This is a genomic window from Bradyrhizobium sp. Ken01 (assembly GCF_055807355.1).
Map to the genome: position 1 here is coordinate 16,330 of NZ_JBVVPC010000015.1, position 12,041 is coordinate 28,370.

Annotated in this window: 12 protein-coding genes and 1 pseudogene; 7 read left to right on the forward strand and 6 right to left on the reverse strand. The window is 61.0% G+C overall.

The window, feature by feature from the left end; all coding sequences use genetic code 11:
* The first annotated feature begins 18 nt into the window (after positions 1-18).
* The 3 genes from AC0L3S_RS16520 to fabI are packed head-to-tail and all read left to right on the forward strand — an operon-like array spanning position 19 to position 2,986.
* Entirely contained in the window at positions 19-981 is a 963-nt protein-coding gene (locus AC0L3S_RS16520) for a phosphate acetyltransferase (protein ID WP_473279902.1), read from the forward strand.
* Between the two features lie 5 nt (positions 982-986).
* Positions 987-2,201, forward strand: coding sequence for an acetate/propionate family kinase (locus AC0L3S_RS16525; protein WP_473260370.1), 1,215 nt, complete (start codon positions 987-989; stop codon positions 2,199-2,201).
* Entirely contained in the window at positions 2,198-2,986 is a 789-nt protein-coding gene (gene fabI, locus AC0L3S_RS16530) for an enoyl-ACP reductase FabI (RefSeq protein WP_473279904.1), read from the forward strand. The genes AC0L3S_RS16525 and fabI overlap by 4 nt, the downstream gene beginning before the upstream one ends.
* Positions 2,987-3,003: 17 nt before the next feature.
* Here fabI and AC0L3S_RS16535 read toward each other — a convergent pair whose 3' ends face one another.
* The 5 genes from AC0L3S_RS16535 to AC0L3S_RS16555 form a co-directional block, all read right to left on the reverse strand.
* Positions 3,004-3,462 (reverse strand): MaoC family dehydratase, encoded by a 459-nt coding sequence (locus tag AC0L3S_RS16535; protein WP_473279906.1) that lies wholly within the window; start codon positions 3,460-3,462, stop codon positions 3,004-3,006.
* A gap of 11 nt (positions 3,463-3,473) precedes the next feature.
* The gene (locus AC0L3S_RS16540; protein ID WP_473260363.1) at positions 3,474-4,124 is read right to left on the reverse strand and encodes a 3-oxoacid CoA-transferase subunit B; all 651 of its coding nucleotides are present in this window, start codon (positions 4,122-4,124) and stop codon (positions 3,474-3,476) included.
* 4 nt (positions 4,125-4,128) lie between these two features.
* Complete coding sequence (locus tag AC0L3S_RS16545) at positions 4,129-4,776, reverse strand: CoA transferase subunit A (protein WP_473260361.1); 648 nt, start codon at positions 4,774-4,776, stop codon at positions 4,129-4,131.
* 89 nt (positions 4,777-4,865) lie between these two features.
* Positions 4,866-5,459 carry a hypothetical protein gene (locus tag AC0L3S_RS16550; RefSeq protein WP_473279908.1) on the reverse strand — a complete coding sequence of 198 codons (594 nt, stop codon included), beginning with the start codon at positions 5,457-5,459 and terminating at the stop codon, positions 4,866-4,868.
* Positions 5,456-6,382 carry an alpha/beta fold hydrolase gene (locus tag AC0L3S_RS16555; protein WP_473279910.1) on the reverse strand — a complete coding sequence of 309 codons (927 nt, stop codon included), beginning with the start codon at positions 6,380-6,382 and terminating at the stop codon, positions 5,456-5,458. The genes AC0L3S_RS16550 and AC0L3S_RS16555 overlap by 4 nt, the downstream gene beginning before the upstream one ends.
* A 134-nt stretch (positions 6,383-6,516) precedes the next feature.
* Here AC0L3S_RS16555 and AC0L3S_RS16560 point away from each other — a divergent pair, with 134 nt between their 5' ends.
* The 4 genes and pseudogenes from AC0L3S_RS16560 to AC0L3S_RS16575 form a co-directional block, all read left to right on the forward strand.
* Positions 6,517-9,024 carry an alpha/beta hydrolase gene (locus AC0L3S_RS16560; protein ID WP_473279912.1) on the forward strand — a complete coding sequence of 836 codons (2,508 nt, stop codon included), beginning with the start codon at positions 6,517-6,519 and terminating at the stop codon, positions 9,022-9,024.
* Between the two features lie 9 nt (positions 9,025-9,033).
* Positions 9,034-9,897, forward strand: coding sequence for an alpha/beta fold hydrolase (locus AC0L3S_RS16565; protein ID WP_473260352.1), 864 nt, complete (start codon positions 9,034-9,036; stop codon positions 9,895-9,897).
* 17 nt (positions 9,898-9,914) lie between these two features.
* The gene (locus AC0L3S_RS16570) at positions 9,915-10,265 is read left to right on the forward strand and encodes a phasin (RefSeq protein ID WP_473260350.1); all 351 of its coding nucleotides are present in this window, start codon (positions 9,915-9,917) and stop codon (positions 10,263-10,265) included.
* A 1-nt stretch (position 10,266) separates the two neighbouring features.
* Positions 10,267-10,494 (forward strand): annotated as a pseudogene (locus tag AC0L3S_RS16575) (RES domain-containing protein); the annotation flags it as partial.
* Positions 10,495-10,982: 488 nt separating this feature from the next.
* Here the strand turns inward: AC0L3S_RS16575 and AC0L3S_RS16580 are convergent.
* Positions 10,983-11,963, reverse strand: coding sequence for a LysR family transcriptional regulator (locus tag AC0L3S_RS16580; RefSeq protein ID WP_473279914.1), 981 nt, complete (start codon positions 11,961-11,963; stop codon positions 10,983-10,985).
* Positions 11,964-12,041: the final 78 nt, after the last annotated feature.

Consider the following 12,041-nt stretch of genomic DNA (forward strand, 5'->3'; position numbering starts at 1 on the left):
TCTGGAAGGAACCGGCTCATGTCAGCCGACACGTCGCAGGCGCAGTCCCCGAGCAAGTACGACCGTCTGATCGCGGCCGCGCAGGCCGTGCCTGCGGCCCCAACTATCGTCGTGCATCCCTGCGATGAAAGCTCATTGCGCGGCGCTGTCGATAGTGCACAGGCCGGCATTATCCGGCCGCTCCTGGTCGGACCTGAAGGGAAGATCCGGGATACGGCCGCCGGGCACGGTCTCGACATCGCGGGCTTCGAGCTTGTTGACGCAGCACATAGCGATGAAGCCGCTGCAAAGGCGGTAGAGCTGATCCACGCCGGCCGAGGTGAGCTGTTAATGAAAGGCAGCTTGCACACCGACGAATTGATGCGCGCCGTCACCGCGAAGGCCGGGGGCTTGCGTACCGATCGGCGTATCAGCCATGTCTTCGTGATGGACGTGCCGGCCTATGCCGAGACCATCTTCGTGACGGACGCGGCCATCAACATCTTCCCTGATCTGGACGCCAAACGCGACATCATCCAGAACGCGATCGATCTGTACGTGGAAGCTGGATTCGGCAGGTCGCCGCGCGTGGCAATCCTGTCAGCAGTTGAAACTGTGACCTCGAAAATTCCGTCTACGATCGAGGCGGCAGCACTCTGCAAGATGGCGGACCGCGGGCAGATCACCGGAGGGATTCTCGACGGGCCTCTGGCTTTCGACAACGCCATCGACGTGGAGGCGGCGCGCATCAAGGGGATCAAGTCCGAGGTCGCCGGTCGCGCTCAGATCCTCGTCGTTCCGGACCTGGAGGCCGGCAACATGCTGGCAAAGAATCTCGCCTATTTCGCCAAGGCGGACGGCGCGGGCATCGTGCTCGGAGCCCGGGTCCCGGTCGTCCTGACCTCACGCGCGGATTCGGCGCGTGCGCGGATGGCCTCGTGCGCGGTCGCAGCGCTGTATGCCCATGCCCGGCGCCGGCGTGCTCCAACGATTGCCGCGTGAACGCCATGGACACCATCCTTGTGGTCAACGCCGGCTCCTCCAGCGTCAAGTTCCAAGTCTACTCGATCGAGGGCGAAGGAATACTGCGGCGACAGCTGAAAGGGCAGATGGATGGGATCGGCAGCCGCCCGCGTTTGCGCGCGAGTGGCTCCACCGGCGATTCGGTGGCGGATCGGGCCTATCCGATCGAGGCGGTGCCGGATGTTCCGGCCGCGATGGACATTGCCGGCGCCTGGTTGCGGGACGAGCAACGCATTCATCCGATCGCGGTCGGTCATCGCGTCGTTCATGGCGGCCCGGACTACGATCGGCCGATCCAGCTCGATCATGGTGTCGTGACCCGGCTGGAGCGGTTCATCGCGCTCGCGCCGCTGCATCAACCCCATAATCTGGCGCCGATCCGCTCGATTCTCGGCAATTTCCCGGAGCTTCCGCAGGTCGCCTGTTTCGATACTGCATTTCACCGAACGCATAGCGCGGTGGCCGATCATTATGCGATCCCGCATCAGCTTTATGCCGAGGGCGTGCGCCGCTACGGTTTTCACGGTCTCTCCTACGAATACATTGCGAGGACCTTGCCAAAGGTCGCGCCGAAAATCGCGAATGGGCGCGTGATCGTTGCTCACCTTGGAAGCGGCGCCTCGATGTGCGCTCTCAGCGCGGGACGAAGCGTCGAAAGCACCATGGGCTTCACCGCTCTCGACGGGCTTCCGATGGGAACCCGCCCTGGTCAGATCGACCCCGGGGTGGTGCTCTATCTCATTTCGGAGAAGGGGATGTCAGCCTCCAACATCCAGAATTTCCTTTACCGCGATTGCGGCTTGAAGGGGCTATCCGGCGTCAGCAACGATATGCGGGAGCTGGAGGGCAGTGAGGATCCGAGAGCCAGACTGGCGATCGAATATTTCAGCTATCGCATAGGCCTCAATGCGGGGATGCTTGCCGCAGCGCTGCAGGGGCTGGACGCGTTTGTGTTCACAGCCGGCATCGGCGAAAATTCCGCAACAATTCGCGCGCATGTCGCCGGCCAGCTCGCGTGGCTGGGCGTCACCCTCAATCAAGCCGAGAATACGCGCCACTCACAGCTGATCTCGGGTCCCGACAGTCGCATTCCAGTCTATGTGGTTCCGACCGACGAGGAGCTGATGATCGCGCAGCACACTTTGTCAGTGCTGATGAACAGAACATCGACCAATCAACGACAGGAGAGGGCATCATGATTCCCGTATTTCCGGATACCAAGATTGCCCTGAAGGGAAAAAAAGGCCTCGTCGTGGGCATCGCCAACGACCAGTCGATCGCATGGGGATGCGCCAAGGCCTTTCGTGCGCTTGGTGCCGATCTAGCCGTCACTTACCTGAACGACCGCGCGAAGAAGCACGTCGAGCCTCTTGCCCAGGCACTTGAGGCGTCTATTTTCATGCCACTCGATGTCATGACGGAGGGGCAGACCGAAGAAGTATTTGCCCGGGTCGAGAGGGACTGGGGCCAGCTCGATTTCCTGCTGCACTCGATCGCGTTCTCACCGAAGGAAGCCTTGCACGGACGTGTGGTGGACGTCGGTCGCGACGGCTTCCTGAAGACGATGGAGGTCTCCTGCTGGTCCTTCATGCGCATGGCGCATCTGGCCGAGCCGCTGATGAAGAACGGCGGCACCATGTTCACGATGACCTATTACGGCAGCCAGATGGTGGTGGAGAATTACAACGTGATGGGTGTAGCCAAGGCTGCGCTCGAGGCCTCGGTGCGCTACATCGCCGCCGAGCTTGGCCCAAAGGGTATCCGCGTGCACGCCATTTCGCCCGGACCGCTGGCCACGCGCGCGGCATCAGGCATTCCCGAATTCGACGAACTGATGGACAAGGCGCAATCCAAGGCGCCGTCGCGCAGTCTCGTCAGCATTGACGACGTCGGCAATGCCACGGCATTTCTCGCGCTCGACGGGGCCAAGCTCATTACGGGAAGCGTTCTCTATATTGATGGCGGTTATCACATCATCGACTGAGGAGGACGGGACGCGGCTCAGCGATAGTGCAGGGCGATCAACTCGGCGACGCAGGCCGGTCGTTTGCCGCCTTCGATCTCGATGACCAGATGATAGTTCACGCGCAGCCCATCGGGAGGCACGTCCTCCGTCTCAGCAACACTGACGCGGCCGCGCAGCTTCGAACCCGCCGGGACCGGTGAAAGGTACCTGATCCTGTCGGCGCCGTAGTTCAGGGTATTGCGGAGGCCTTTCAACCCCATTACAGAGCGGATGAACATCGGCGCCAACGCCAGCGACAACATACCGTGGGCGATCGTGGTGCCGCCGGGCATTTCCGTCCTTGCGCGCTCCTGGTCGACATGGATCCACTGCCCATCGCAGGTCGCCTCCGCAAACTTGTTGATCCGGTCCTGCGTGACCTCGATCCAGTCGCTGGCGCCGATTTCGGTGCCGACCGCGGATCTTATCTCATCGAAATCGCCGAATATCCGCATGTCCATCACCTTCAGATCATCATCTCCGGGACATGGTCGCCGACGAGCAGGTCGGCTTCCGTCGCAGCCATCACTTCGCCGATCGTGACGCCCGGCGCGGTCTCAAGAAGCGTCGCCCTGCCGTCGGCAAAGCCGATCACAGCCAAGTCGGTGACGACCAGATTCACCGGCCGCGCCGAGGTCAGCGGCAAGCTGCATTTCGCAACAATCTTCGACTTGCCCTTTGCTGCGTGCTGCATGGCGACGATGACCCGCTTCGCGCCGCTGACGAGATCCATGGCGCCGCCCATGCCAGGAACCATCTTGCCCGGGATCATCCAGTTGGCGAGATGGCCATGGGAATCGACCTGAAGGCCGCCAAGCACCGTGACGTCGACATGGCCGCCGCGGATCAATCCGAACGACATCGCGCTGTCGAAGGTCGAGGCCCCGGGCAGCGCGCTGATCGGGCGCCCCCCTGCGTCCGTGAGCGTCGGATGCGCCAGGCCTTGCTCGGGGATAGGCCCTGTTCCGATCAGGCCGTTTTCCGACTGGAAGAATACCTTCAGGTCCGCTGGAACGTAGTTCGCGACCAGCGTCGGGATGCCGATGCCGAGATTGACGAGGTCGCCGCTCCGAAGCTCCTTGGCGACGCGCCGGGCGATGATGATTTGCGGATCCATGTCGTCACCCGTTTGTAATGAGGTAGTCGACGAGCGGCGCCGGGGTCACGACGTGGTCGGGCGCGATCACGCCGACTGGCACAATGTTCTCCGCCGTGACGATCACGGTGTCGGCGGCCATTGCCATGACTGGATTGAAGTTGCGCGAAGTCAGTGCGTACGCCAAGTTGCCGAGGTAGTCGGCAAGGAAGGCGTGCACCAGCGCGAACTGTGCACGCAAGGCTGTCTCAAGCAAAAAAGGCTTTCCGTCGACTTCGATCTCGCGCTTGCCCTGCGCAACCAGCGTGCCGACGCCGGTTGGCGTCAAAATTCCACCCAGCCCGCATCCCCCCGCACGAATGCGCTCGACGAAGGTTCCCTGGGGTACTAGGTCAACGTCGATCTGGCTTGCGAGCATCTGTTGCTGTGCCTTCGCATTGAGACCGATATGCGTTGCGGTCAATCGCGCGACCAGCGCAGCATCGAACAGCTTGCCGACGCCCTTGCCGGGGATCGCCGCGTCATTGCAGATCAGCGACAGGCCGCCCTTCTTCTGCCGCACCACCTCGTCGAGCAGGCGCTCCGGTGTTCCGACACCCATGAATCCGCCGACCATGACGCTCGCGCCGACCGGGATCATTGCGACGGCTTCTTCGAGGGAAATGGCCTTCATGAGGGAGAACTCCGGTCGGCGGGTGCAGGCGGTCAATGAATGCTGGAGGGCGGAAGTCGCGCTGCTTTGATCTGCGTCAAGGCTCTCCATCATTCGCGGACGATTCCCACGCTCGCGAGCGTGTCGTGCCAGAGCTTGCGCAGTTCGGTGTGTCGGCTTTCCAGGACTGTGCTGACGGTGCCTCGGAAGGGAAACAGGTCGGGACCTTTCAGGAATAGGATCTGCGCCTGCAACAGACGCCCGCTCTCGAACTCGATGCGGCGCAACGCCATCACGAAGGGGTCATTCGGGTTTGCCTCAAGCGGTAGTAACGCCGCTGGCCGGATCCCGGCGTGAACGGCATGCGCGAGCGTGGCGAGGTGGACTGCTTGCCAAAGAGAGCGATCGGCGATGCCTTCGTTCGGCGTCGGAAGCCAGGCGGCTTCCCAAGATATGGCCATATAGCCCAGAGCGAGATCCGGCACCCATGTGGTTGCGCGCATCAGAAGTGAGACTATCTCGCTCTCTCGGTAGAACTGAGCATTCAATTCTGTTTGCCAGCCGGCTTCGAACTTCGCCGGCAGGGCGAGGGCGAATTGCCTTGCGAGAGCGCCATGGGCCGAGATCAGGAAAGCGGCGACGCGGGTCTGCTGGCCGTGCGGCACGCGGCCTTCGGAGTCGAGTGGTCCGAGAAGTCCACTCATGCCCGGGTCCTCTGGACGGGGATGGCACGCAGATGGTCGTAGCCGGCGGGAAATGGAGTGAGCTCACCACCAGGATCTTCGGGCGCAATCCAGACCGCCTTGTTGCCTTGCCAGCGTCCGGCCAGCACGTCATCGGCGAAGCGCGCGAGCAGGTCGGCTGTGAGCGCGCCCTTCTCCAACGTGAAAGCGTGATAGGCCCCCGGGATGATTACGAGCGCGCTGTTGGGAATTTCGACCCGCAGGGTCTCGTGTAGGGCACGTGGCGTCAGGAAGTCGAACTCTCCGTTCAGGATCATGGTCGGAACGGCGATCGAGGCGAGTTGCGGCGTCAGCGGCTGGAAGTCGAGGAACGACTCCATCAGGTTCTGCAGCGCGTAGAGGTCATTGACCAGCCAGCCCTGCCGCTTGACACCGTCGAGCTTATCCAACAGCGGCTTCAACCATTCATCGGACAGATTCATCGGCAGCAGCAGATCCTGGAGATACCCAGTTCCACCCAGAATTAGGCCGGTGCGTAATGCGTTGCCGATCAGGAGAAGTTGAGGCGAAAGCTCGGCAAAACAACTCATTGGCACCAGACCTGAGAGGCGCGCCCCATGCTCGATCGCGTAGCGCAGCGCGATCAGGCCGCCGAAGCTAATTCCACTGAGGAAGACTGGACCTTCGCCGAGCATCTCGATCAGGCGATGCAGCGCAAGGACATGGTCGTCCTGGTTGATGAAAAGCGTAGGCTTGTCGGAGGCGCCCTGGCCGAGCAGATCGAATGTCGCAACGCGAAATCCCCGTGCGACGAGCGCGTCGCGATAAGCGGTCCACAGTTCGGAATATTGAGTCAGTCCGTTGACCAACACGTAGGCCGGGGCCGTCACAGGACCGTCGAGCTCATACCGGATCCGGTAGGAGCCGTGGGTGAGGAATGGCATCGTGGCGACCCGGCATGCAATTCGGTGCCAAGACACTCGCGCGGGCAGTGCGAATTCCCTTGCGCTAGATCAAAGGTCGCGCCGCGTCCGCTCCTAGCGTTTGGCAAAATCAAAGCCCGCCGGAGGAATTCGCCATGATCGGGAGACAAGTCATGCGGCGATATCTCATCAGCCTGCTGTTGCTATTGATCGGGACATCGCTCGCGGTTGCGCAGCCCTTCACGCGCCGCTCGTCGCAGATGCAGCATGACGGGCTGAAGAAGACCTATGAGATCGCGAATTTCCGACTTGGCGGCAAGTACGATCTCGCCGATCCCTCGAAGTGGGAGAATGGCGGCGAGGGCGGCGTCACGCTCGAATCGCTCGGCGCCGGGAAATTGCACACCGCCTATATCGCGGTCGGTACGCCGCGGCGCAACGCCGCCGGCGAGATCACCAATGCCGTCGTCATCAACTCGTATTATTCCGGCGACGCCACCGACATGTACGAGCAGTGGGTCAAAGGAGCAGCCTTGTCAGGCACCGTGCCAATTATTGGCCCGGGCCGGCCGATCGATACGGACCGCTACTACGTCATCATGGTCGATCCGCTCGGAACCTGGGGCGCCAGCAAACCGTCGGATGGTCTCGGCGTAAAGTTTCCGCAGTACAGCTACTATGACATGGTTCAGGCCAATTACCGGATGCTGCGCGACGGGCTGAAGGTCGCGCGCGTTGCGCTGGTGTCAGGCGTTTCCATGGGCGGCACGCAGACCTATGTCTGGGGCGTGATGCATCCCGAATATATCGGCGCACTGATGCCGATCGGTGGCACCACGCAGTCGGATGGGGAAGATCCCGTCGGCAACTGGACATTCCAGATGATGACCGCGGCGATCGAATCCGATGCGGTGTGGCAGGAAACGAAAGGTGATTATTACAAGCTGCCCAAGGAGAAGCATCCGATGCCGGGCGTGGCGTTCGGCTGGTCGATCCTCGGCATGACCGGCTATGACTTTGCGTTCCGTACGACCCAGAATTGGGGCGCCGTCCAGCCCGAAATCTTTTATTGGGACCCCCCGAACGAAAAGGCGGCCTTGAACGTCGTCAACCGTGCCAAACTTTACGATGCGGTCGACCTGGTCTGGCGCAACCGTGTCGGCGAAACGCATAACATCAACCCCTATCTCGGCCGCATTCAAGCGCGAACGCTGGTGATGCACATCACGAATGACCTGTGGCTGAACTTCAAGTTGGCTCAGAAGGCAGTCGATCGCGTGCCTGGTGCGGACCTTATTGCTCAGGAAAGCCCGGTCGCCCATTATGGTGTGTTTCCGATCATCAACCAGCGCAAGAATGACCCGAAGTTCGTTGCCTTCATGGATGATGTGGCGAGCCTCGACCGCGCGCAGAAATTCGTTGACAAGAATTATCGCGTGCCCGGCGTCGCCGAGAGCATCGACCCTAAGAAATCGTTCTGGAAAGAGTTCGTGACGTATCCCTATCCGGTCAAGTACGCCAATGCCAAAGACAAGGGCGGCAATTCCTGGCAGATCGGCTACATGGATGAATATGCCGGCACGGAGAAGGATCCGAAGATCCTTGTGATCGTCCATGGCAAAGGCGCGTTCGGCGGGCACTACGGCAACATCATGCAATATGCGCTGCGTAGCGGCTTGCGCGTGATCGTGCCCGACCTGCCGCACTACGGTATGTCCGGACCCGGCAATCTCGACAAGAGTCCGGCGCGCACCATGCAGGACATGCGCGAGGTCATCTACGATCTCGTCGTCAACCAGCTCGGCGTCAAGAAGGCGTATTATCTCGGCCATTCGCTCGGCGGGCAGTTCGTGATGGGTTATGCCCTGACCTGGCCGGATGCAGTGCAGGGCCTCGCGCTGGAGGCGCCGTCCGGCCTCGAAGAATATCCGCGTGAGATCACCATCGCCAAGGGCAAGAAGGCACCGCTGTTTGATCCGGCCTTCGATCATGACTTCGACAAGTGGAAGGCGACCTGGGATCAGACCGGCATTCTGGCGGCCGAGAAGGCACGCGACGAGCAAAACATCCGCGACTTCTTCTATTTCAAGAAACGCGACCCTGAGACAGGTGCGGTCTCTGCGGCGAAGAGTGGCTATTTCTTCAGCGACAGTGAATACGCCCGGCTCCACACAGAGCAGCGCGTCGGACTGACCAAGGGCAATCCGAAAGAGCTCGAGCAGTGGTGCAACGTGTTCATCTACGACGTCTACACGATCGGAGCGGAGCTCCAGCAGGATGATCCGAAGAACCTGTACGAGCGGCTCACGCAGATCAAGGCTCCGATCTTCCTCGCCTTCGGCGACAAGGAGCCGTTCATCCCGACGCCCGCATTCAATGGGCTGACGGATCTCGGACGCGATGCCATCACGCCCTTCATGACACGCATGACCAATGCGGGCAATCGGCCGATCCTCAAGATTTATCCGGAGACCGGGCACTTCATCCACACGGACAACCCGGTTGAATACCCGGTAGATGTCGTGGATTTCGTGACGCGCGGAAGCGTCGACACGTCATCGCCGGTCGGGACCGATCGTATGATCAAGGGCTCGGTGGTTTCTGCTTTGCCGGTGGCACCGACGCCGGCCGGCGCCGCGCCCACTGCCGGCCTGAACAAGTAGGACCGGTCCATGCCGAGGGTGCAGGCGGGCGAAGTCGAGCTGGGCTGGCGAGAGTGGGGACGAGGCGACGTCACTGTCGTCTTCATCCACGGCAATCTCGCCAGCAAGGACTGGATCGAGCTCGCCGCCCCGCTGTTTCCTTCTGGTCTTCGCGTCATCGGCATCGACTGGCGCGGTTGCGGCGACAGCGACCGGCCGAAGCCTGCGGTCGATTACACCAACTACACGATGCTGCAGCACGCAAAGGACATGCTGGCTGCGCTCGACACTCTGGATATCAACTATTGCCATCTTGCAACGCATTCGACCGGCGGCATCATTGCGGCCCGTATGCTGCTGATGCAACCGCGCCGTTTCGGACGGGTGTTCGCGCTTGATCCGGTTACGCCGCTGGGCATGGCCTTCAATACCGATCAGATCGGACTGTTTCGGGCCATGATGGCGAGCAAAGAGTTGACCCGTTCGGTGATGGCGACCGCGGCCTCATCCCTGTTTATCCCAGAGAGCATGGCGCCGAATAAGGTCCCGCAATTCCGTCCAGGGGGCGCGGACATCCAGGCGCTGTTCGAGCGGATCATCGAACAAAGCTTCGGCGTCTCCGAAGGCATCTGGATCGGGACACCCGTCAATCTCACGCGCGAGCGGGAGAGCCGGGAATTGGAGAGCCGCATGCCCGAGATCGGGCATTCGCATCTGGTATTGTGGGGGGAACGGGACGGCTGGATCCCCCCCGCCGATCTTCATGCGATGGCCGCGGCAATGCCAGACTGTCGCCTCGTCGTGGTGCCCGGTATCGGACATTCGATGAACCTTGAAATGCCCGCGCTCTACGCCGGCTATTTTGGTGCGTGGTTCGGGGGACTTGCTGCGTAACAAGGAGGAATGACACCATGGCCGATAGCAATCCATCCGCAGCGGGTATCCGCACCATGCTCGCCGAGACGCTTCTTCGCCTGCGCAAGGCCAACGCCGAGTATTTCGAGCAGCTGGAAATGGGCTTAAGTGCCTCGAAGCTGCCGATTGCAAGCGGCGCTAAGGAGTTCTGCGGCTACATGCAGCGCAACGTCACCGCGACGTTCGACCTCGGCGATAAGCTCATGCAGGCCAAGGACATGAAGGACGCCCTCGAGATTCAATCTGATTTCTTTCAGGCGCAAATGAGATTGCTCACCGAGCAAACCAAAAGCATGGGCGAGTCTGCCATGAAAGCGGCGACCGAAGCGTTTGCACCGAAGAATTGAGCCACGCCCGTTGCGTTGGCTGCGACCGGGAATCCCAGGCGCAGGCCAGCAGGCGTTCGGGGATGCGCTCTTGGCCAAGCACAAATTCGTCGTGATCCCAGGTGTGGTGTCCAATCACAGCTGGAATTTAATCTTTGATCCGACCAGGGCGAAAGGCGCGTACCAGCTGCACCTTCAGGAAGCGTTCGCGCTCGATACGCGCCTTCATCCTACGACATCACCGCCCTAATCGGCCCCGTAGCAGCGACTGACCGCGTCTAGAGGGGCAGAACTACGAGTGCCAACCTTCGGAGGTCTGGCGGACCTCGGCAGCGAGTAAAAACCGTCAATCCCACCAAACGGAATACTGGACGTCTCTAACCTTAGGCTAACCGGATTGCGGAAATGTTTCGATTCGGCCGTATATGCGGCAATTGATCCGAGAGACACCGCGCTGGCCGGCGGCTGAGCCCACCATCTGCTGCAGAATCAAACCGGATTGTTCGGCAGGGGTTCGATTCGCTCCCGCGCTACTACGGACCGTGATTTCATACGCCGAGCTACGATCGTCTACGATTTGGCACTCCAGATGGTAGCCCACTGAACATTCGCGTGAATTGGTCGGCAGCAACGACGCTGGGGGCAGCCTTACGTCTGCGACCAAGCGCGGCGCAAAGCGAGTGTCTAGCTTCGGTCATATGGCGAGGAGGCCGAAAGCCGACCTCAGCAAGGGCTCCATTACGACTGCAAATCGCGAGGCTCTCGTTTCTTTGGTCGACCGGAACGATATAGACCCCGTACTTCCTGCTGTTGGAAAAGGTCGGCGCAGACGCCACGCAGCCATTGGCTTGCGGGGTCGTGATGGAAGCGGGCGTGCCAATATTGCTTCACCGTAAATCCGGCGATTGCCAGCGGGCAGTCGAGCACGCGCAGTCCGTAATAGTGAGCCAGCGTTTCACCAATGTGCCTTGGAAGGGTGGCGATCAGGTCAGTCGTCCCGACGATTGCAGGCAATCCCAAAAAGCCGGGTAGCTCCAGCCCAACGTCTAGGACTATTTTCTGCTCCTGCAGCGCGGCGGCGAGCAACTGATGCCCGGTGCCGGAGCGAATGAGGACGTGTGCCTCACGCCTGAAATCCTTTGCCGCGATGCGGTCGCGGATCCGAGCATGTTTCGCGTTCGCCAGGCAGACCCAATCCTGCGGAAACAGTGCCTGTTGAAAGTGTCCCGCGTCGAGATCCGAGATGTAGCCGAGCGCCAGATCGGCCTTGCCGGACTGCAGCATTCTTGGGGTGTCAGGGCCGATCTGTGTCGCCTCGATACGAACGCCAGGCGCAACGCGACGGACCTGAGCGAGAATGGAGGGAAGCAGCGTGACGTGACTTCCATCCGTCATGCAAATGGCGAAACGGCGTTTCGCGGTTGTCGGATCGAAGTCGCTGCGAAGCTCGGCCAGACGACGCAGCATCTCCAGCGCCTGCCTCGCGGTGCCGATCAGAGCCTCTGCGCGCGGCGTCGGCAGCATGCCGTCTGCTGACCGGACGAAGAGCGGATCGTCCAATTCCTTTCGCAGACGCGCCAGCCAGATCGAAATGGTCGGCTGACTTTGACCGAGCTTCTCGGCTGCCTTGGTGACGCTACCCGTTGCGAACAATGCGTCGAACAGCCTGAGCAGGCGCGGGTCCAGCAGGTTGGCCTCGATAGGATCCTGGTGCTTCATTGCGATTCACAATAACTGCTATAAAGATCATAATATATCTAAATATCGAGCGGCTGGCTACCGTGCTTTCAACGCAGA

What these genes read in the sequence shown, in the direction of transcription:
- AC0L3S_RS16570 (WP_473260350.1), top strand. Translation starts at nt 9,915, where the DNA reads ATGGCCGATAGCAATCCATCCGCAGCGGGTATCCGCACCATGCTCGCC.
- AC0L3S_RS16535 (WP_473279906.1), bottom strand. Translation starts at nt 3,462, where the DNA reads ATGCGGATATTCGGCGATTTCGATGAGATAAGATCCGCGGTCGGCACC.
- AC0L3S_RS16525 (WP_473260370.1), top strand. Translation starts at nt 987, where the DNA reads ATGGACACCATCCTTGTGGTCAACGCCGGCTCCTCCAGCGTCAAGTTC.
- AC0L3S_RS16545 (WP_473260361.1), bottom strand. Translation starts at nt 4,776, where the DNA reads ATGAAGGCCATTTCCCTCGAAGAAGCCGTCGCAATGATCCCGGTCGGC.
- AC0L3S_RS16550 (WP_473279908.1), bottom strand. Translation starts at nt 5,459, where the DNA reads ATGAGTGGACTTCTCGGACCACTCGACTCCGAAGGCCGCGTGCCGCAC.
- fabI (WP_473279904.1), top strand. Translation starts at nt 2,198, where the DNA reads ATGATTCCCGTATTTCCGGATACCAAGATTGCCCTGAAGGGAAAAAAA.
- AC0L3S_RS16565 (WP_473260352.1), top strand. Translation starts at nt 9,034, where the DNA reads ATGCCGAGGGTGCAGGCGGGCGAAGTCGAGCTGGGCTGGCGAGAGTGG.
- AC0L3S_RS16555 (WP_473279910.1), bottom strand. Translation starts at nt 6,382, where the DNA reads ATGCCATTCCTCACCCACGGCTCCTACCGGATCCGGTATGAGCTCGAC.
- AC0L3S_RS16540 (WP_473260363.1), bottom strand. Translation starts at nt 4,124, where the DNA reads ATGGATCCGCAAATCATCATCGCCCGGCGCGTCGCCAAGGAGCTTCGG.
- AC0L3S_RS16580 (WP_473279914.1), bottom strand. Translation starts at nt 11,963, where the DNA reads ATGAAGCACCAGGATCCTATCGAGGCCAACCTGCTGGACCCGCGCCTG.
- AC0L3S_RS16520 (WP_473279902.1), top strand. Translation starts at nt 19, where the DNA reads ATGTCAGCCGACACGTCGCAGGCGCAGTCCCCGAGCAAGTACGACCGT.
- AC0L3S_RS16560 (WP_473279912.1), top strand. Translation starts at nt 6,517, where the DNA reads ATGATCGGGAGACAAGTCATGCGGCGATATCTCATCAGCCTGCTGTTG.